Annotated in this window: 11 protein-coding genes; 6 read left to right on the forward strand and 5 right to left on the reverse strand. The window is 43.4% G+C overall.

Annotated elements, in window-relative coordinates:
- Positions 1 to 362 precede the first annotated feature (362 nt).
- A complete protein-coding gene (locus tag DN068_RS17640) occupies positions 363 to 1,886 on the reverse strand; it encodes a Dyp-type peroxidase (protein WP_111000246.1) in 1,524 nt (507 codons plus the stop codon).
- 72 nt (positions 1,887 to 1,958) lie between these two features.
- Positions 1,959 to 2,411, reverse strand: a complete 453-nt coding sequence (locus DN068_RS17645) for a hypothetical protein (RefSeq protein ID WP_111000247.1) — start codon at positions 2,409 to 2,411, stop codon at positions 1,959 to 1,961.
- Positions 2,412 to 2,729: 318 nt separating this feature from the next.
- Between DN068_RS17645 and DN068_RS17650 the strand changes: the two genes are divergently transcribed.
- The 4 genes from DN068_RS17650 (at position 2,730) to DN068_RS17665 (ending at position 8,020) form a co-directional block, all read left to right on the forward strand.
- Positions 2,730 to 4,943 carry a hypothetical protein gene (locus DN068_RS17650; protein ID WP_111000248.1) on the forward strand — a complete coding sequence of 738 codons (2,214 nt, stop codon included), beginning with the start codon at positions 2,730 to 2,732 and terminating at the stop codon, positions 4,941 to 4,943.
- Positions 4,944 to 4,954: 11 nt separating this feature from the next.
- Positions 4,955 to 5,620 carry a hypothetical protein gene (locus tag DN068_RS17655; RefSeq protein ID WP_123985398.1) on the forward strand — a complete coding sequence of 222 codons (666 nt, stop codon included), beginning with the start codon at positions 4,955 to 4,957 and terminating at the stop codon, positions 5,618 to 5,620.
- Positions 5,621 to 5,774: 154 nt separating this feature from the next.
- Entirely contained in the window at positions 5,775 to 6,797 is a 1,023-nt protein-coding gene (locus DN068_RS17660; protein ID WP_111000250.1) for an LLM class flavin-dependent oxidoreductase, read from the forward strand.
- 818 nt (positions 6,798 to 7,615) lie between these two features.
- Positions 7,616 to 8,020 carry a cupin domain-containing protein gene (locus tag DN068_RS17665; RefSeq protein ID WP_111000251.1) on the forward strand — a complete coding sequence of 135 codons (405 nt, stop codon included), beginning with the start codon at positions 7,616 to 7,618 and terminating at the stop codon, positions 8,018 to 8,020.
- Between the two features lie 66 nt (positions 8,021 to 8,086).
- Here the strand turns inward: DN068_RS17665 and DN068_RS17670 are convergent, their stop codons facing one another.
- From DN068_RS17670 to DN068_RS17680, 3 genes are all read right to left on the reverse strand, one after another.
- Positions 8,087 to 8,965, reverse strand: a complete 879-nt coding sequence (locus DN068_RS17670; RefSeq protein ID WP_111000252.1) for a DUF4382 domain-containing protein — start codon at positions 8,963 to 8,965, stop codon at positions 8,087 to 8,089.
- Positions 8,966 to 9,287: 322 nt separating this feature from the next.
- The gene (locus DN068_RS17675) at positions 9,288 to 9,965 is read right to left on the reverse strand and encodes a YjjG family noncanonical pyrimidine nucleotidase (protein ID WP_207799010.1); all 678 of its coding nucleotides are present in this window, start codon (positions 9,963 to 9,965) and stop codon (positions 9,288 to 9,290) included.
- A 278-nt stretch (positions 9,966 to 10,243) separates the two neighbouring features.
- Positions 10,244 to 11,029, reverse strand: coding sequence for a Fic family protein (locus tag DN068_RS17680; RefSeq protein ID WP_111000253.1), 786 nt, complete (start codon positions 11,027 to 11,029; stop codon positions 10,244 to 10,246).
- A gap of 306 nt (positions 11,030 to 11,335) precedes the next feature.
- Between DN068_RS17680 and DN068_RS17685 the strand changes: the two genes are divergently transcribed.
- Positions 11,336 to 12,088 (forward strand): SDR family NAD(P)-dependent oxidoreductase, encoded by a 753-nt coding sequence (locus DN068_RS17685; RefSeq protein ID WP_111000254.1) that lies wholly within the window; start codon positions 11,336 to 11,338, stop codon positions 12,086 to 12,088.
- Between the two features lie 188 nt (positions 12,089 to 12,276).
- A complete protein-coding gene (locus DN068_RS17690) occupies positions 12,277 to 22,476 on the forward strand; it encodes an SDR family NAD(P)-dependent oxidoreductase (protein ID WP_165836439.1) in 10,200 nt (3,399 codons plus the stop codon).
- Positions 22,477 to 22,481: the final 5 nt, after the last annotated feature.

A 22,481-nucleotide genomic window follows, 5' to 3' on the forward strand; every position in this document is an offset into this window, starting at 1 on the left:
CTCATACTACGAAATGAAGGTGAGTACATTGAATCCGTTCGCGAGTTTTTTAATATATAAAATTTCAAATTGCGGCAGTAAAGATTTGGTGAGATTTGATAGCGCCAAAGGATGCTTTTAAAAATCGTAATGTTATAAGTTATCAACGAGTTTTGGAAGCACAATAATAGTAATTTAATTAGACTTCTAAATTCTATTTTATGCAGGGATTTATTTATTGAGAGATTCACCTTATTAGTCACAATGGCATTATTCTGTTTGGTACAGTCTAAACCTTCAACAAAAAAACCTCCAACCAAAATAACATATACCGTACCCAACTTTCTCGCGAAAACACCCAGTGGCTTTTTTACGCCGTTATGCTACACACCCGCCATCCTCCCCAACGTTTCCATGCTCGGCAACAAACAATACGCTGTACCCCTCGTCACCAGAAAATTTGGTAGGGTAGGGATCGTGATTTTGTTGTTTGCATCCACAGGAATAATAAAGCTCGTGACCGTTCCGGGGAACGCATCGGAGTTGGCTGCAGTTTTATCTCCAAGCAGTGCATCTTGTGGTGGTTTCCGGACACTGAAAATTTCCTTGCCGCTAAAATTATTGTTGTTCATCCAGCCATAGATTTTTTCAAACTGTCCTGCAAGGTCGCCACAAAGGAACAGACCGATGAGTCCTCGGTCCTGGCCGTCATCTACTACAACCTGATCATCCATTGTTGGCCCATACGGTACGCCTCTTCTGACGATGCGCGGAACAAACGTTCCCTCTGCTGCAACCATTTGCTGGTCTCTCGGATTGGCCACACGTGTATGCGCAGAGAAAGGGCAACGAAGCGAGCTGGTAATATCATCTTTATGACCGGAAGCGTCGGTAACAGAATAGTTGAAGTTCTCTTCGTGTGAGGTTTCATGTGCTGGTTTATCGGGACTAAGCATTAAAGGAGAACCATTGCGCCAGCGACCGCACATTTTTGCTGCAAGCCATTCCTCTAAAGAGGTCTCCAGCTTTAGTTGCTGCAATTGCTGCATCACCGCGGGATCGGTCGTCGGGTTTTTAAGAAAACGATTGAAAGCAGCGACATCCTGATGAATCACACGGAAGCCGTTATAACAGCCGTCTTTTGCAAAAATGCTTGCAGTGTCTTCACCTGTTGGTCCAGGTACGGTGAGGGCATCTTGTGGATAGCCAATAACGAAATTGTTGTTGGATTCAGCACTTGGTGTTCCTTCTGATGGCTTAAGCGACGGTTCAGAAATACCATCGGTATAGCCAAAGTGTATTTTCGCCGGGTCTTTATCTACAATAGACTGATACAACCGACCATTTTTTATTGCGGGTAATAATGGAATAAATTCCGTCAGACCGTTGGTTTTTGCTGCATCTAACACATATGCAATAAGTATCTCCAGATCTTCTTCCGTCAGGCTATAGATATGAACAATGCAATCAAGATTATTGGTTACCGCATCACCCTGACCATTCCACCAGTTTTGCGGATTGCTTTTATTGTTTTTGCCAGCGTTGTCTCCAAGTGATTGCTGCGAACCACCGGAAGCAGGGCCCTCCCGAAAAGTTACCGGAAATCGTTGCAGGTCTTGTTGCCTGATAATTGCAGGATCGAGCTTTGAAATACCGTTGAAGGTTAGGCCAATGTTGAGCATGGATACCGGTTTGTATACACCCCAATCTTCTGCAGACTGTACATGACTGTACAATGCTTTAAAAAAGGTCTGTTGTTGGCTAAGCTCAGTTGGTGTACTGCCAGGCGATTGCGTGCTGCCGGGCAGTTGAAAAAGCAGGTGGCAGGAATAAGGATGTGTATAGCCTTTTAAGATGAGCCCTTGCACATTCTTTCTCTCGGGGGCATTGCGTGTGGTTGTTTCCATAAATATAAAGTAAAGCGTAGGTACAGGTACCTACGCTACGATAAAGATGAAGAGTTGGATTACGGATACGGATTAATCAGCGTTGATTTGCTTCACCGTTAAATTATAGGCCTGATAAAAATTTGTCCAGTTCCCGGAAGTAGGAGCTGGTGTGAGATTCACGCTGTTAATGAAGTTTTGAAAATCCGTCAAAGTGTTGATCGGTGGCACCGGGTTGTAAGCAATTAGCGCAATGCCTTGTATTGCAGTTTTAATTCCTCCACCGGCATTCCAGAATGTTTCAAGGTACGGATTCATTGCAAGGTCGAAATCTGTCATCAGTAAAAGGCCCATATATCCGCTGGCTGGTGTGCCCGGTGTGGTGGCTGGATTAGGCACTAATGCGAGCGTTGCATAATGCACAATTTCTGCTGCATCCAGGCCTGCCTGTACACCTTGTGTAAAATTTGCGACAGCTTTTTCAGCTAGTTCTTGTGATACAGCATCTTGTTTGATCTGTACGTACATCGTTAACGGACTTGCCATTTTCTGTATTATGTTTTGATGGTGAGGTATCGAAGATAATATATCTGTTTTGACCCTGCAACGTGAAAAAAACATTCTTTCATTGGTTAAGAGACAGTAGACGATCTCATTAACTCTATGTATAACACGCCTGATGGGACTTGTGCCAATGGCATTTTTTCGCATCAAAATAATTTTTGTTAGCAAGAAATAAGGAGCCGACTACCTGTTAAAAAACGGAACAAGCACGTATAATTACCTAGCTTAAAAAACGGGAATTTTACCGTTGATAATTATTTATCACATATGTAGTTTAGCAGAAACCAACGACCAGCAATTATGAACAAGAAAATCGCTTTTAGATTGTTTTTTTTGTTTCTATGCACATCATTCATCACGCGCACAGATGCACAGGCATACAAGCACCCCGTTCCAATAAATTTTAACGCCGATGGTACGCTGGATACGCCGTTGCCAGACAGATTGACGAACGAAGATCTTTTGACGTTTTCCGTTCAAGGAACACAGGAAAATATCAATAAATATCAAAAAGAGGTTTCGGAACGAATTAAGAAAGCGCAGCAATATCTGGAGCTTTTACGTCATGATACCGCTAAAATGAAAATCCTGACGACGGTCTACGGAATAACAGAACTTGATACATCGAAAATGTTTCGCCCAACTCCATTTGACCAGGAAATGAAGTATTACTCCATAAAGTCAAATATGACTCAAGGCAAATACGATAGTAGTTTAAAACCTGGTGTTCCATTACCCGCTGCTAAAATTGATTTAGCTGAAGGGGTACAAAAAGTGACTATTACGCTTTCAAAAAGAGACCCTTTTAAGAAACTGGTGATAGATCGAATTAAGGCAACAAGAAATGATTTTAAGGGAATGCCCTCTAAGGATGACATTGATTTAATTGGGAACAAAATGGCTGCGTTTTCGACGGCAGCAAATACTTATACACAGACGATTTTGACGCAAATGAAAGAAAAAAAAGGATCAAAAAGTCTCAAACAAAGCCAATTTGGTACGTGGACGAATTTCGTCGATTCATTAAATGGGGTTGCTACAAACTTAATTGATAATGTTCGAAAAATAGTTGACCTAAGCGCTAATCAAAAGTGGCTTATGGAGTGGTTATGGTTCGCTTCTCAGGATAAAACAGGATTGCCATTACTGAATCCGCTCAACTTTACAGACCCTTCCTTAATTAAGGAACCGGACACATCGCTGCTGCTGACATTACGGGCTAAACTAGCCACACGCGACAATTTCATAAAAAATGCAGCACCGGGTAAACCTTCCGAGTTTGACGCAGCTGATAAAATAATTGATGATGCGGATTTGATGCGGAGCACTATTGCTTCCAAAGAAGCGGAATATAAGTCATGGGAAAAATCATCTGCGTATAATGATTCGTTAGTCCTTGCGTACGAACATGTCAATGTCATCCTAAATAAGGCGATTTTAATGATATCCGGAAAGGATACAATAAGATGGATGCGTCATCATGATATGTCTAATGAGGCAAATACGATGAACATTGTAGATCGTGACGAATACCTGGAGGATAGTTATGTGTCCATACTGGGACATAATCTGAAGGAAAATCAAAAAATGTCGGTCAACATTAGTTATGCACCCATTACATCTGATCAATCTCCACTCGCCGATCAATTTACCGGGAACAGCGCTATTGATGACCTTATTGCTCTTTTAACAAAAGGCATTGGTACCCAGGGGGGCGTTCGTAGTCAGAGGGCTGAAAAAAAGGCGACCTCCGATGACAAAGACAGTTTAAGAAAATATTTGGTTAAGTTGGGAGCTAATCTGGACACACTGCAGGATTTACAAGTTTGTCTAGCGTATGTTGGCCGACAGACAGTGCCTTACAAAGATATTGAAGAGCAAGCCGGTGAGCATTCAGCATATCACTCGGAAATAAAAATGACCAAAAAGGTAAAAGGGCCTAAGCAGGCAAGTTATGAAGTTGACGTTGTAGACACACAAAGTGGAGATGCAGCCGCTAAAGACAAAACGTCCTCTTCATCGTCAGATACTTTTACTTATCGGGTAAATAAAAAATATTGGTTGTTCCCTATGGCGGGCTTGGCATATAATGTTACCCATTTTGCGCACATAGATCCTAATTCGTCAGGCAACGGTCCTGGAACTGTTTCTACAGAAGATCCCGTCCATTTTGTTGCCGGTTTAAAATTCTATATCAATAAGACCGATATCCGGGACAATCGATTTATAACTGGCAAAGATGACAACGGTAAATGCCTTTTCTGGTCAAGGACAAGTATCGATGTCGCGGTTGATGTGAGCAAACCACTCAATAATATCTATACGGGAATTGGTTTTGACTTGATACCTGGATGCTGCATTAACGCAGGTGCTGTATGGAATAAGTATACATTTTACAGCTATGATAATGGTCAAAATACAGGAAGTCAGCAATTGTATCGATGCGGATTTTATGTAGGCGTATCAACTGACGTGACGTTGGTTGACCAAATTCTTAAACTGTTAAACCTTTAAAACTACTCGTCATGAAAATAAGAATATTGCGGTTGGCTATGTTACTAATATGTGTGATAGCATTCTTTTCTTGCAATAAGTATGCGGCGTACAGTGGGACAGGAAAAATAACAGGCTATATAAAAATGATCGATGAAACAACGTCATCGATACCTTCACCTTTAGGAGCAGTCACGGTATTTTTGCACAACAATAAAAGCAATGTAACCTCATCTTATGAATACGAGACGGTAACTGACGATGCGGGATACTTTTCCGTATCCAATTTAGATTCAAAAGCAAGTATGCGCGTGTTTGTCAGATTTACAAAAGATGGTGTGGAATACGCAAGTGACACAACAGTTACGGTGGAAAATGCAGGCCTGATTACAATGTATGTCCGGCCAAAGTATACGAATGGGTTAGTCCTTCATTTTTCAGATAGCACCGGCGGTTCATTTTCAAACGTTGCTTTTCGAATCTATACAAGCGGTATAGCGGCATCAATGGATTCATCTGCCTATGCGTTTATTAATACAAGATCCGATAGTGATGGTAACTACCGAGTGTTCAATCTGCAGCCGCAAATTTACTATATCGTAGCTAAAGACTCATTTGGAGCAAACCTGATCGGTGTAAACGACACAGTATTGATTACTTCAGATCAAGTAAGATTTAAAAATGTCCCACTCAAATAACCGGTGTATCAGTAGAACACACCAAAAACACGTTTGATATCGGTTGGAATGTTTAGGCTTTTAAGGCTCCGTTTTCGCCCAAATCACTAGCTTTACCGTTAACTTCGGTAAATACTTCCGGTGAATTTCCGGAAGTATAGAAAAGAAAAATGCGATGAAGAAAATAGGATTTTTATCGTTTGGGCATTGGGCCAATCATCCAGCGTATAAAACGCGTACGGCAAGTGATACGCTGCTCCAATCGATCGATTTGGCAGTGGCTGCTGAAGCAATAGGTTTGGACGGAGCTTATTTCCGTGTGCACCATTTTGCGGCGCAACTGGCTTCGCCGTTTCCTTTGTTGGCTGCAATAGGAGCGAAGACAAGCAAGATTGAAATAGGAACGGGTGTGATTGATATGCGCTATGAAAATCCGCTGTACATGGTGGAAGATGCAAGTGCTGCTGATCTGATTTCCCGCGGTCGATTGCAGTTGGGCATCAGCAGAGGTTCGCCAGAACAAGTGATTGACGGCTGGCGTTACTTCGGTTATGAACCTGAAGCTGGCGAGACGGATGCGGATATGGGTCGACGTAAAGCTCTTGAATTTTTGGACAAGTTGAATGGCATTGGATTTGCTGAACCCAATCCGAATCCTATGTTTCCGAATCCGCCGGGTTTGCTGCGTTTGGAACCGCATTCCGATGGATTAAGGGATCGTATTTGGTGGGGTGCTGCTTCTAATGCAACAGCAGTATGGGCTGCGGAACAAGGTATGTATCTGCAAAGTTCCACGCTGAAGTATGACGAAGGCGGCAAACCGTTTCATGTACAGCAGGCCGAGCAGATCAGGTTGTATAAAGAAGCCTGGAAAAAAGCGGGACATAAGCGCGAGCCGAGGGTCTCTGTAAGTCGGTCGATTTTTGCGTTGGTCAATGATCAGGATCGTCTTTACTTCGGTGGCGAGGCTGATCGTGTTGATCAGATTGGTTCGATTGAAAAGGGCAAGCGTGCTATTTTCGGAAGAAGTTATGCTGCGGAACCAGATCAATTAATTAAGGAGTTGGCGCAGGACGAAGCCATTCAAGAGGCGGATACACTTTTGCTGACAATCCCCAATACGCTGGGCGTCGATTATAATGTGCATGTATTGTCTTCTATTTTGGAGCATGTGGCTCCGGGATTAGGCTGGCGTTGATATAATTAGTACTATTAGAAAATGCGTTGAGTCGATCGGTTTCGCTCAACGCATTTTGTATTTTGAAAAACGAAAGAGAGCGGTGATAAATCGTTCCATTCCTATAACTACTTCAAAAGTCCTTCCCAACCATTAGAAAAGTACTTAACAACCACTTTCGAAGTGGTTACGATGCATTTCTTGAATACTTGCGAGGTATTTAAAAAGAGGTTGCTAACTATTAAACAGGTACCTGCGATGTACTTTTTGAGTGGTTGTGATGTACTTCAGAAATACCTGCAAACCCCTTAAAAGATAGTTGTGATGTATTTCATAAATACTTGCGAAGTACTAAAAATATACTTAACAGGCAGGCGTTTGTACGTAAATGCCTGATTCATAAAACACACCGTATCTAAGTCAGTTAGGGTTATCTGTTATTTATTTCTCCTGCACCCCCTTCAAAAGTCCCCGAGACGTACCAATTTAGTCCTTGTCGGGTACTAAAAAAGTAGTCATGGGGTATTAAAAAAGTCATCGTTGGGTATTAAAATAGTCCTCGTTGGGTACTAAAAAAGTAGTCGTCGGGTATTAAAAAAGTCATCGCTGGGTATTAAAAGGGTCCTTATCGGGTACTAAAGAAGTAGTCGTTGGGTACTAAATTAGTGATCGCAAGGTATTTCGGAAGTAGTCGCGGCCTTTTCGGCTCCGCTTGATGAGGCTTTTTATCCTGTCAAACGTCCAACTCGCTGTCAAATTCGTCCGTTTCAAGCATATAAGCCTTTAGCCACATTCAGGATCGAAATACCTTCGTATCTCAAACCACTAAATTTAGAGATATGAAAAGCAATACAATCAAACAAGCAATCTTTGGTGCTGTCGCATTGAGCGCATTTTTGTTTTCATCTTTTGCGATAGCACAAACGGGCACGAGCAGACAGCAATTGCAAGAACATGATCTTAGCGTACCGGGACGTGAAGTGGTGCAGTCTATTGTAACAATAGCAGAGGGCGGCAGTTTTCCGCGTCATAAACATCCGGGTGAAGAGATTATTTATGTGCTTCAGGGTGTACTCGAGTATCAGGTGGAAGGTCAACCAGCCACAACGCTCAAAGCTGGTGATGTTTTGTTTGTTCCTGCGGAAACAGTTCATTCGGTTAAGAATGTTGGCAAGGGTGATGCAAAGGAGCTCGCGACTTATGTAGTGAAGAAAGGTGTGCCGATGCTTACTTTGGATAAGTAATATTGGATACACAAAAAACGCTCCGTTCTGATTGGAACGGAGCGCTATCCATCTATATCAAATCCTTTATTGATGCAATGTCACGGTCCTCAACTCTGTTTCATGTCCTCTGCTTACGGATACATTCATGATCGTAGTATCGATGTAACCATTGGTGGAGTGGAAGAGTACATTGTACGTGCCTGTATTTAACCCGCGGATTTTAAAATAGCCATCGGCATTAGGGAAGGCCATAGCCGTATCTGTAGCATTGTAAGCTTGTATAACTGCCGCGGCATTCATCGGTAATACTTTACCTTCTATTTGCGCAGATTTGCGGTCGCAGAATGGTTTCAATACTGGCAGCAAGTAGTAATGACCGTTTTTCTCAATAATAGAACGGCCTAAGTCAAAATCAAGCCAGATGCCAATATGTGCCGGGTTGTCATCGTCGCGGTCTTCATCATGCAGGTTGGTATACACGTAGTTTTTGTTGTTGTCCCAATTGATTAGTGTGAGCGGGTATTGTGTTCCGTTTTTAATTATATAGCTGCCATCACCAATCTTAATTCTGATTTTTCTAACTGTACCTGTTGTAGAAGCTGTTGCAATTAATGTGTCCACGCCATTTCTCAGGTCCAGTAAATTGTAGACACCGGGGGTAAAATTCAGATTAATCCAGGTACCGAAACGATCGTGATCGCCATCATGCTGGTTATCATCGTCGCCGTCGTGGTCGTCATCGCCAAAATGATCATCGTTTTTATGTGAACTGGTATCTATTTTCGCGTCAATAGACACAATGTTGATATACACTGCATCAAACATGGCAGGTCCATCAGTCATATACACTGATAAATTGTTTGAACCAGCAGGCATGCTGTCGGAGGAGGAATCTTTTTTGCAGGAAGCTGCAATCATGCTACCGAATAAAAGGACAGCGGCCCAATAAATGATCCTTTTCATATGTTGCAGATTTTAAATCAAAGTTATTTAAAATCTATGCCTCGAAATGGCGGTCTGCCGTGCGTTTTAACACTGAGCGTCAGCCGTTTTTGACCTGACTATATAGTTATAAAACATATCAATATTTAAACTGGGTTTCTTGCTGAAATTGAATGAAAAATGGAGCCTTTGTTGCGGGATAAACAATTTGTCTGGATGGCGCTTCGCTTGTGGCGGTCGTCCGGAATTAACTAATGCATTGTGGATCTGCGGCCGCTAATCGATATTTATGAGGCGAGATTGTGTAGTCGCATTTCTACAGTTTTTCTTTCCTCAGGTTTTACTATAAAATTGCCCGCAACTGTGATAGCTCATGAATGATCATTGTCGATGAAACATCTGATGTATTTTCTTTTCGGTTGGGATTGTACCAGCATGTGTCGATATCGGCGCCGGAAGCACCTTTAATATCTGCTTCTAAACTATCGCCTATAAAAAGGGTTTGATGTTTTTCGAAACTGCTGCGTTTTAGAATTTCTCCGAAGAATCGGCGGTCTGGTTTTTCAAAACCGATATCATCAGAAACATACAGGTCTGAGAATAAATGAAATAAGTTAGCGAGTTTTAATCGCGCGGTCTGCATCGTCAAAAATCCATTGGAGGCCACATACAGCTTATACTTTGCGTTTAAGTATACAATTGTCTCTACCACTTCCGATTCAAGATGGCATTCATGGTGCAATTTATTTCTGTACAGATGTTCCATGTCTGCAGCATCGGCATCTATTTTCAGCAGATGAAAAAGTTGCTTGAATCTGTTGTCCACAACCTCCTGAATCGTTATCTCATTTGTTCTTTGCTTTGCCCAAAGTATATTGTCGATTCCAACAAATTCCGAAAAGATATGATCGTTGTATTCAAGATTGAAATCTGCGAATGATTTCTGAAATGCAGACTGGCTGCTTAATTTGAAGTTTAATAGTGTGTCGTCGACATCAAAGAAAATTGCCTGGTACATCATATGCTATGCTTATGTTTTGTTTGAGCTAGGTAAAAGGAACCGTAAGACACGTTGAACGTGCACTCTAAAATAGACCGTTTAAAGTTCAGGATTGAATGATAGTTCTGCTGGAAATGTATTGCAGTAATTTGCAGGCGCTTCAGTGAAATGCCGGCTGAATGGACGACATCGTAAAGTAGTAGCTGTAAAGAAGCGAGTGATTTTCCCAAATGCAAAACTACGGAAATAATAGGGAAGTGGTTTAAGGCTAATACAAACGCTCTTTTTTGTGAGCGGGATTAGTTTTTAAAATTTAAGGACTGAGGAAGCATCAGCAAGAATGGAATAGACTTTTCATAATCTAGCGCTTCGTAGTATAAGCCCAGTCTTGCAAGGTTTTTATAGTATTCGTTTACGTGAGTGTAATAGTATTGTTCCGACTGGATGTACCAAGCAGTTTCACCCAGCTTTTCTGCTAGAAACCATTTCTCAAGAAGGCGTGCAATACGTCCGTTACCATCGCTGAAAGGATGGATATTTACAAACTCCAGGTGAATGAATGCAGCATAATAGAAAGTTTCTTCGATTGATAATTCCTGTTTCAGGAGCTTCTCTATTTCTTTCCATAAAGCGACATAACACTCGTTCACTATGCTTAGTGGCGTTGCCTCGTACTGTATTCTCCCTGTTTTGTGTTCCATCACCAGCATTTCTGTTTTCCGGATAGCGCCTCGTTGGTTTTGGGTCAGCAAATGTGCAGAGATGAACTTATGAGCCTGCAGAAAGTTGTTTTGATTTAGTTGATTATCCTGGGCAAATAGATATGCGTTGTAAAGATCGTTTGGTTTTTCCGTTAGTTCGGGCAAGTACGCAACATTTAATATTTTGTGCTTTACGTAACTGTCTACTTCTAATTGCTCTCCTTCAATTTTTGATGATGACATAACCGAAACCGATGTATAGAAGGTGATGCTATGTGGCTCCAGTTTTATTTGCTCCAGAACAGAGAATTCCTTCTGAACATCTATGTCCAGCATAGATGTCCAGGTCTTGAAATAGTGCAGCGTTGTCGGTTGTTTCATCATTTTGAATATCGTTATAAAATACGGCTATATTCTGAGGTGCTCAATTAATATAGGAAATCGCATCCCTGGCTTAGTTTTTGACAGCTGACAATTTTATGCAAATCCGGAATAAATAAAACATCTGATGTTTCATTTCTTTTCTAATTGTATTCGGTACAACTGAATAGGTGTACTGTCAACTGTTCATTGTCAACTGTCAACTGATGTGTGGCTGCATTTCTACAATTTCCCAATTTCCGTTTTTCTATGTTTGTTATGTGTCGAGAAAAAGACATAGAATTTCTTTTTTATTTAACCCACATCTTTATGAACATTTTAAACGGAAAAGTAGCGCTGGTTACCGGCGCCACATCGGGTATTGGCAAATCAATCGCATTGCTGTATGCCGCAAACGGAGCCAAGGTCATGGTCTCTGGCAGAAATGAAAAAAGCGGACAGGAAGTAGTTCGCGAAATCCAAAGTAAAGGCGGTGACGCTGCTTTCTTTAAAGCAGATGTTTCGGATCCGGAACAATGTCGTGCGCTGATTCAAAGCGTTGTGTCTACGTTCGGTCGCATCGATATTGCTTGCAACAATGCCGGCGTATCTGGCGGACTCAGTCTGGTTGTTGACTATGAAGTGGCGTCCTGGAAAGATGTTTTAGACACCAATCTGAACAGCGTCTTCTATTGCATGAAGTATGAGCTGGATGCGATGGGTAAACAGAACGCGCCAGGCGTAATCATCAACATGTCTTCCGTACTTGGCCTTACCGGCGAAATGGGATTGTCTGCTTACGTAGCATCCAAACATGCCATTATCGGCCTCACAAAAAGTGCCGCGTTGGAAAACGCAACCAAAGGCATCCGTATCAATACGGTTTGTCCCGCCTATATTGAAACTCCCATCTTAGACGTCCTCTCTAGCGAACAACGCAAAGCAATTGAAAGCTTACAGCCGGTGATGCGCATCGGCAAACCAGAAGAAGTGGCAGAACTCGTTTTATGGTTATCTTCTGATAAAGCTTCATTCGTTACTGGCTCCCATTATTCCGTAGACGGCGGATACCTGGCCAGATAAACGCTGTTTTTATTGTGCTGCATTTTAGCAGCAGAAGTACACTGCCGCGTTTCTGCGCGGACGGTTGGTATTTGTTATGAGCGTTACTTGTTGTTGCACGTGCGAAGCAAATGATTTTTGCCGTGCAGCAGCGAGAACGACGCTCCATACATATGCCGTTTCAATTCATCTTCCCAAAACACAATTTTATGAACACCCACAAAGTGCCTTCTGCACAACAACCGGTTGCTATTATCGGTATGGCTTGTCGCTTTCCGGGAGCGAACAATTACGAAGAGTTTTGGCAAAATTTAATGGAAGGGCGATCTGGTATTTCTGAAATCCCGAAGGAGAGATGGGACTGGAAGCAATATCAGCACGACTTTCCGAAGAACGGTGCCACAGGAAAATGGGGAGGTTTTATTAAAGATGCAGATTGTTTTGACGCTTCGTTTTTTCAGCTTTCGGGTAAAGAAGCGGAGCTGATGGATCCGCAGCAGCGAATTATGCTGGAACTAGCCTGGTCTTGTATGGAGGATGCGGGGATACCTCCTTCCAGATTATCAGGTACGAATACCGGTGTTTTTACTGGCGTTTTCAATTTTGATTATAAAGAACTCGCAGAGCGGGGAAGCGCAATTGCTGCGCATTACGGCACGGGCACATCGACCGCTGTTGTCGCCAACCGACTGTCGTATTATTTCAATTTAAAAGGTCCCAGTGTCCCGATCGATACAGCATGTTCTAGTTCACTACAGGCAATACATATGGCTGCGCAATCCATACAGCTGGGCGAATGCGATCTGGCACTCGCGGGCGGAGTCAGTTTGTTGTTGACACCGGCCAAACATATTGCTTTCGCGAAAGCGGGGATGTTATCACCGACGGGAAGCTGCAAAAGTTTTGACGAAAGTGCGGATGGGTATATACGCGGTGAAGGTGCAGGATTGCTTTTATTAAAATCATTGGAGCAGGCAAAGGCTGATGGCGATATTATTTATGGTGTATTGCGCGGAAGTGCTGCTAACCACTGTGGCAGAACATATACGATCACCTATCCAAGCCCCACAGCACAAGCTGAGGTGATTGCAACGGCTGTAAAGCGCGCTGGTATTGAGCCACAATCGATCAGTTATATAGAAGCACATGGGACCGGCACGCCCAAAGGCGATCCAATTGAGTTTGAGGGATTGACGCAAGCAATGCAAAATCTAAATGTTGCCGTAGCAAATAGTTATTGCGGTGTTGGGTCGGTAAAAGCAAACATTGGACATCTGGAATCCGCTGCCGGTGTGGCTGGAATGATAAAGGTGCTGCTGGCAATGAAACATCGGCAACTGCCCGGTCTGTTACATTTTAGACAGCTTAATCATCGCATTACACTGAACGATACACCTTTTTATATCGTAGACAAACATCGTGATTGGACATCCATTCTGGATGAAAACGGTAAAGCTTATCCGCGAAGAGCTGGTGTGAGTTCATTTGGTTTCGGAGGGACAAATGCGCACGTTGTGCTGGAAGAGGCGCCAGTTAAGGATCGTAGGGTATCTGCAGAACAGCCGAGATATTTGATTTGTTTATCAGCAAAAAATAAAGAGGCACTTCAGGAAAACATCTCGGAATTAGTCGACTGGTTAGAAACTAGCGGACAGGGTGTCGATCTTGCGGATATTAGTTACACTTTGCTTTTTGGGCGCGATCATTTTCAGGTGCGCAAAGCTTTTGTAGTAAAGGATTTGAGTGATTTGCGGGCTGCATTGCGTGACGCTTCGACTCCGTTCAGCGTGGCAGGTCGATTATTGCAATTGGCAGAGCGATATATGGCTGGCCACAATGATGACTGGAATTCCTTATTTCCAGATGGCGCAAATCGTATATCGATGCCGACGTATTCTTTTCAGCGGACAAGATATTGGTTGCAGGAAGATAAAATGCCTAGTTATTTAACACGCCTTCCGGAAGAGGAGCATGATCGTTCGGACAAGCCACCTGTATGGGTTTTTGATGGCAACGAATGTTTTCTGAAAGATCATGTATTTAACGGGCAGAAGATATTGCCAGCTGTTGTTTATATGGAATTCGTACGTAGTCATGTTCAATATTTGTTACAGCAACAATTAAAGGAAGACGATATTATCTGCTTGAAGAATCAGGTTTGGATGGCCCCATTTATTGCCGACCGGGATGGTATCGCACTTCAAATTAGTTTGGAGCACAAAGAAAATGGTCATCTGTCTTACGAAGTTTTCTCAGAAGACGCGGTGCAGCGTAAAACAGTGCACAGTTGCGGAACTGCTTGTGTGATGAAGGTTGATGAAATGCCAGCCCATAAGGTCGGTCTGATTGCTGATGGCACACAGACATCGTTCGATGGTAAACAATTCTATGGCTTATTGCGTGACGCAGGATTTAATTATGGCCCCTCACACCAGATGATTAATCAATTGTTTGTAGACAAAGACAAGATTGTTGCCAGATTAAAAACTTCGGGTAGCGAAACAGAGACGGCTGCTTTTGTGTTGCATCCCGGTTATATGGATGCCGCGCTGCAGGCGACAATGGGATGGCTTGCGGAGGAAGCCGCAGAAGGCGCTGCAATTAAGATTCCCTTGCCGTTTACACTACAGGAATTAAAAGTCTTTTCTTCCTGTAAGAATGCAGCATGGATTATCGTGACGAAAAATAGCAAAGATCAGAGTGGTCAGACCGTAAACATTGACCTCTGCGACGCCTCAGGTAAAGTATGTGTACAACTGCTGGGATACTGTGGAAGAACTGTTGTCAATAAGGTTGCCGAGACTATCGGTATATCTGTCACTGAAGATGTACATCAGCTCGAGTCGTTCTGGATGGAAAAACAATCGCTGGATGATGAGGATTCCATTCAGTTTGAAAATCATGTCGCAATTCTATGCGGTGTATCAATGTCGTCTGGTGTTGACATTGATCATCGCTGGCAAAACATCAGATGTCACCTGTTTGAAACCGACGCAATTGATGTTGCCGGAATGTTTACAGATTATTGCTGGAAGATTTTAGAGTTTGTGCAGGAACTGTCCGCCACGACACGCGGAAAACTCCTGTTGCAGGTGGTAGTGGCTAATGATGGCGACGGCAGACTGCTGGCCGGTTTGACCGGCTTATTGCGGACCGTTTCAGCGGAATATACAAAATTTCATACGCAGATTGTTGAATGGTCTAAGGCGGAAACATCAGATCTTTTTGAAACGTTAATGGGTAATAAAGCACAGGCAGCAGATCGTCATGTTCGGTATGAGGACGGAAAGCGGTTGGTGAAAAGTTGGCAGTATGCGGAGGAAAAGACGATGGTACCGAATCCCTGGCGAACCAACGGTGTGTACCTCATTACAGGTGGTATCGGCGGTCTGGGGTTAGTTTTTACAGAAGAGATTTTCCGCAGAACGTCCCGGGCAACGATTATACTTGTCGGTCGTAGTCCATTGTCTCCGGAGCATGAAACTCAGCTGCGTGCGTTACAGACAAAAGGTAACATTGTCGTATACCGGCAGCTTGATGTTACCAGTGCGACTAAAGTACAAGAGACAATTGGCTGGATCAAAAGCAGTTTTGGTAATCTGCATGGTATATTACATGCGGCGGGTATTATCAATGATAATTACATCATCCGCAAAACACGGGATGAACTGGAGAAAGTACTGGCGCCTAAAGTGTCCGGTCTTATCAATCTGGATAATGCCAGCGCCGGCATGAATCTGGATCTTTTTGTCCTTTTCTCTTCTACAAGCGGCGCTTTAGGCAATATCGGCCAGTCAGATTACAGTGCGGCTAACTGTTTTATGGACGAATATGCCCGGTATCGAAATGGGCTTAGGGCGCAAGGTTTGCGTAGCGGAAAAGCGATTTCCATCAGTTGGCCCTTCTGGAAAGAAGGCGGTATGCGAATTTCAGATGCGGGGGTTGCAGCCTTGTATCGTTATTCCGGTATGGTGCCGCTCGAAACACAAAAAGGGATCCAAGCATTTTACAATCTGCTTCAGTCGTCGCAGGATCATGTTCTGGTCATGCAAGGCGATATAACCTTACTATCAAATAGACTTCAGTGTAACCTGGTGAAACGAACAGCGATTGCGTTAAATACTCATGAATCTTTAAACGAATCGAAAATGAACCACCAAGAAAATAAACAGGCACAAGAGTTAATACAGCAGCTGATATGCATGGCTGCCGATATTCTTAAATCGTCAGCCGCAGATATCGATCCCAAAGCGCCATTGGAAGAATATGGTTTTGACTCGATTCTGTATACAGAGTTTGCCGTTAATCTGAATGAAACATTCAAAACAGATATCGGCCCAACGTTGTTTTTTCAACAAAGTACCATCGCCGCTTTAGCCGATTATCTGAGAGCGGAATCTACAACTATTCCTGCGGCAGTTTCTTCCGTTTCTGTCAATCAATCTAGTGACGATAAGGACAAATTGCGGCAGTTGACAGCGGTGTTATGTGGTTATGCGGCCGAAATTCTGGAAGTTCCGGTTGCAGATATTGATCCCGCTGTTGGCATGGATGAATATAGTTTTGACTCTATCGGCTATACCAGTTTTACCATTAAAATGAATGATGCGTTCGGGCTACAATTGGCGCCGACACTGTTTTTCGAATACGCGACGCTGAAAGCTTTAGCGGAACATTTACTGGATCGCTGGCCCGCTTGCTTTGAGGGTGAATTATCAACGTACGACGGTCAAAGAGAATCAACGCAAGGGCCATTAAAGATGGGCGCGCCTTCAATTGTGGAAGCGCAAGGACCCGCGATGGCTGCAGATAAGGATTCCGCTGAAGCAGCGATTGCGATCATCGGGGTCAGTGGTAGTTTTGCGATGTCCGAAGACATTGAAGAATTGTGGAAGAATCTGATTGGCGAAAAAGATTGCATTACGGAGATTCCGGCTGATCGTTGGGATTGGGAAAGCCATTATGGTAATGCGGTATCGGAAAAAGGAAAAACCAACGTGAAATGGGGCGGATTCCTGAAAGATCTGAATGCATTTGACGCGTCGTTCTTCAATATTTCTCCGGGCGAAGCGGCTTATATAGATCCGCAGCAACGTTTGCTCTTAATGCACGTCTGGAAAGCTTTGGAGGATGCAGGTTATGCGCCACAGGATTTTTACGGCAGTAATACCGCGTTGTTTACGGGAATAACAAGTCATGAATATAGCGCCCGTGTATCGAGGATAAATGTAAAAACCGAAGGATATCATCAGGCGAGCATCATATCCTGTATTGGTCCGAATCGCGTAAGCTATTTTTTGAATCTCCACGGTACGAGTGAGCCGGTTGATACGGCTTGTTCCAGTGCTCTGGTTGCTATCCACCGGGCAGTACGGGAAATCAGATCGGGTGATAGTGAGCTGGCAATTGCAGGTGGTGTGACGGTATTGTCTTCGCTTCCGTCTTACATCAGTTTTGATAAAGCGGGCATGTTGTCAAAAACAGGCCGTAGCAGAACATTTTCCGATCAGGCAGACGGTTATGCACGTGGCGAAGGCATTGGGATTATTTTGTTGAAACGACTAGACGCTGCTGAACGGGACGGTGATCATATATATGGCGTGATCAAAGGTACGGGCGTGAATCATGGCGGCCGTGCCAATTCATTGCAGGCACCCAATATGCGCGCTCAGGCGGCTTTGCTAAAGACCGTCTACTCAAAAGCTGGTATTGATCCACGCACAGTGGGTTATGTAGAGGCGCATGGTACGGGTACTAAAATTGGTGATCCAATAGAGATCGATGCACTAAAGGCGGCTTTCAAAGAGTTGTACAGCGAGACAGGAAGCGAAGAGGTGAAATCGGTGCATTGCGGGATTGGTTCATTGAAAACAAATATTGGCCATTCGGAATATGCGGCTGGAATAGCGGGTGTGATTAAAGTATTGCTGCAAATAAAACATCAGACCTTAGTAAAAACCCTGCATTGTGAAACGATGAATCCATATATCGATATTAAAAACAGTCCATTCTATATCGTACGGGAAACACAAGCCTGGCAGTCTTTACGGGATGCTCATGGAAAGGCCTTGCCGCGAAGAGCAGGTGTGAGCTCGTTTGGATTCGGTGGTGTTAATGCACATGTGATTCTCGAAGAGTATGTAGATAAAAGGCCTGTTATGGAAACATCTGATGATTGTTTAAAACTATTTGTGCTGTCTGCAAAGAAACCAGAACAACTGAAAGTACAGGTGCAGCAGTTATTAAAAGCGATCCGTTTAAATGTATTTACCAATAGTGATTTTGCCAGCATTGCCTATACTTTACAGGTAGGCCGGAATGCTATGGAGGAACGTTTATGCATTTTAGCGAAAGATTTTAAAGAGCTTGAAAACAGATTGGAACGATTCCTGATCAATGGTAAACAAGAAGATTGGACTTATATAGGGCAAGTCAAAAAGATAAAGCCAGGCAGTAATACCGCAAATACTACAGCAATCGGCGAGCAGATAGCCGAATGCATACGGACCGGCGATTATAAAAGTCTTGCGCAACTCTGGATTGAGGGGTATACTATAACCTGGAGCCAGTTGTATAAGAATGAAAACCCGCGCAGGTTGAGCCTGCCGACTTATCCATTTGCTAAAGAGGTTTTCAAATTGGATGCGGAATATACATTGACCGAAAAAGTGGCTGCACCTTTTTTACCACTAATGCGGGTGGCGGAGCCAGTGGTGGAAATGCCGCCGAATAGCGAAATTCAGCACATACTCGTTGCGAACATAGCACGTTTGCTGAACATGAAAGCAACACACATTTCGTTTGATGAAAGTCTGGAAGAATATGGTTTTGATTCGGTTTTGTACACGCAGTTTTCCATCGAGTTAAATGAACAATTTGGATTGGACCTGACACCAGCAGTGTTTTTCAGGTATCCAAACATTGGGCAGTTATCGGTTTATCTCGCAGATGAATATCCACTGGCATTTAACAGATCAAGGCAAGATTCTGCAACACAAGAGGTCGTGGAGAAGTCTGTTGTGAATATTGTGGAATCCGCCACATATCTGAATAGATTGATCGGCATATTAACAGGTAAAGTAGCGCAGATATTGAAGTTTAGCGAAGACTTGATTGATCCGGCAGCAGATCTGAATGAATATGGTCTGGATTCAATTATTGTTACACAACTTACCAGTGAATTGAATGAAGAATTTGGTTTTGAACTTACACCCAATATCATTTTCGGATGTCAGAATTTACAATCATTAGGTAGTTATATTCAGGAAAATTACCGCGATTTTTTTTCGCATGCGCCGTGTGATATGCCAATAGAGATTTCTAAAAATGAAGTTGCAGAAGAGTCTCAGCATCATCCGGCGCCGGCTGTCTTAGAGGAAAAGAAAAATAGCGAAGGCGTTGCCGTTATTGGACTCAGCATTCAGTTTCCCATGGCTAAGGACGCGAATCAATTTTGGGATAACCTGGTGAATGAAAAACACTGCATCTCAGAGATCCCTGCTGACCGTTGGGATTGGCGGGATTATCCGGAGCTCAAAGTGAAATGGGGTGGTTTTATGGATGATATGGCCTCTTTTGATCCACTTTTCTTCAAAATATCGCCTGCAGAAGCTTTGCAAATGGAGCCCCAGCAGCGTTTGTTGATGCAACATGCCTGGAAGGCGATTGAAGATGCCGGTTATAATCCGCACAGTTTATCAGGCACTAATACCGGAGTTTTTGCAGGTATTCTTTGTTATGAATACAGTAAATTATTGGCGAAGGCAAATGTTCCCATTGCCAGTCATTCGCTGATGGGGATGGTAGGGTCAATGGGACCGAATCGCATTAGTTACTTTCTGGATATTCACGGTCCGAGCGAAGCTATTGAAACAGCTTGTTCCAGCTCATTGGTTGCGATACACAGGGCGGCAGAAGCGATCGTATCCGGAACCTGTGATATGGCACTGGCTGGCGGTGTAAATACATTGCTGTCGCCGGATGTGTTTATGAGTTTACACGAAGCTGGCACATTAAGTCCGGATGGCGTTTGCAGACCATTCTCCGATCAGGCAAAAGGTTATGTACGCGGGGAAGGTGTCGGTGTTGTTTTCTTAAAACGTCTGGAGGATGCGGAACGCGATGGCGATCATATCTATGGCGTGATTCGCGGTACAGCCGAAAACCATGGCGGACGCGCCAATACACTTACTTCGCCAAATCCTAAAGCACAGGCTGCCTTATTAGAGACAGCTTATGTCAACGCTGGGGTCGACCCACGAAGGGTCGGCTATATCGAAACGCATGGTACCGGTACTGAATTGGGTGATCCAATAGAAGTGAATGCTTTGAAAAAGGCTTTTGGAAAATTGTACGACGATAAAGGTCTGATGTTTGCTGGTGAAAAGCATTGTGGCATCGGTTCTGTAAAATCAAATATCGGGCATCTGGAAGTGGCGGCTGGTATAGCTGGTGTTGCTAAAGTGCTATTGCAAATGAAACACAAAAAGCTGATTAAAAGTTTACATACAGAACGCTTAAATCCATATATCGACTTTAACGATGGGCCTTTCTTCGTCGTGAAAGAAACTGCCGAATGGAAAGCGATTCGCGATGAAGCTGGTAAGGAGTTACCTCGATGTGCTGGCGTTAGTTCGTTTGGATTTGGCGGGGTTAGTGCACACATCGTACTGGAAGAGTATGTTCCGAAAGTGAGCAAAGGAGCCAGCGAAGCGCCACGAAGCATTGTGGTTCTATCCGCAAAAAACAAAGAACTTTTACATGAATATGCTCAAAGTTTGCGTAGTGCCATAGAGAATAAACAAGTTGAAAATGAAGATCTGGCGAGCCTCGCGTATACCTTGCAAATAGGTAGAGAAGCAATGGAAGAACGATTTGCCGTGGTTGTTGATTCTTTACCACAATTATGGGCTGCACTGAATGAATTTATTTGCGGCGGCTCATTTAACAGAATTTGGTTTCAGGGAAATATTAAACAGAAAGCAGAAACAACAACAGTTAATGTTTCAGATCCTTTGGCAAAGATGGCTATGGAATGGATTACAGGCGGACGTGTAGATTGGATGGGCCTGTATGGAAAACAGAAGCCAGTGCGTATGAGTTTACCTACATATCCGTTTGAACGGAAAAAATACTGGCCGGCAGATGTTAAGCGAAGTGGTACCTCAGACACTGCACCGGATGTTGCGTTTGTTCCTGCGAATGAAGGAGATCTGAACACGCGTGCTATCGCGTTTTTCAAGAACACGATTTCACAATTGGTAAACATACCGGCACGGGAAATTCAAGAAACGGAGCTGCTGATTCATTATGGTGTCGATTCAATTGCGATCAGCAGACTGTTGGTGAAAATGAGAAGTGTGATGCCTAAGTTAACGAACAGTGTTGTGTTTGAACATCCTACTATCGCTGAACTTGTCGACTACCTGGTAAGAAATGAAAACACAGGCTTACAACAATTGTTGGGCGTTCAAACGGAGCGAAAAACAGATCATTATTTTTCTGGAAATAGTTTGCTCTTGTTGAATGATGCGTCCCAAGGGCGGCCAGTATTCTGGTTTCATCCAGGTGGCGGCAGTATAGATGGCTACCAATATTTTGCAGCAGTCAGTGAACGTCCGTTTTATGGTGTCGTGGCCGATCAATGGATCAGAGAAGGGAGAAATATTCAGGGCATTCCTGAAATGGCGGCAACGTATCTCCGCATGATTCAGTCGGTGCAGCCAGAAGGACCTTATGACCTTGGTGGATTTTCTCTGGGTGGTGCGCTGGCTTATGAAATAGCCCGTCAGCTGCAAGTACAGGGACAACGTGTTGCTACGATTACAATGATTGATTCGGTCTATGTGCCTGAAATGATGGGTAAGTTTTTACTGGATTACAAAACGATGCTCTTGCAAACAGTCAACCTGTTATTAATGACACAGACACCAGCAAGTAGCATCGGGCAGACTTCAGGACTCATTCACCGGAGTGAGTTAGACGTAAATCTTTCCGATAAAGCCTTCCTTGATCTGATTATGCAACAGGCGCGTCAACGCGGATTTACTTATCCAACTGCTTATGTGGAGGCAATCGTTGCAAAGGGTTTAAAAGTAAGGGATGCGTCAGGCTTTACCGATTATAAGGTATTGCCATTGATCGATCCGGCCGGTATTCACTGCACCTATTTTGTTAATGAGACACAGTCTTTTTATGGAGACCTGTCATCGTATTTCATCTTGAATGAAAAAGATAATGTGCTGATTGAACAAATAGTTTATTGGGATGCCTGGCGGAAACAGCTTGCTCATTTTGAAAAAATAGCAATCCCCGCAACAGACCATGTCACACTGATGAATGACCATAGTACGTTGAAGCTCGTTATTGATCATTGCAAAACGCAGTATGCCTTCAGTTTCCAGGTTTGAATACG

This window comes from Taibaiella soli, assembly GCF_003236175.1.
Lineage (GTDB): Bacteria > Bacteroidota > Bacteroidia > Chitinophagales > Chitinophagaceae > QKTW01.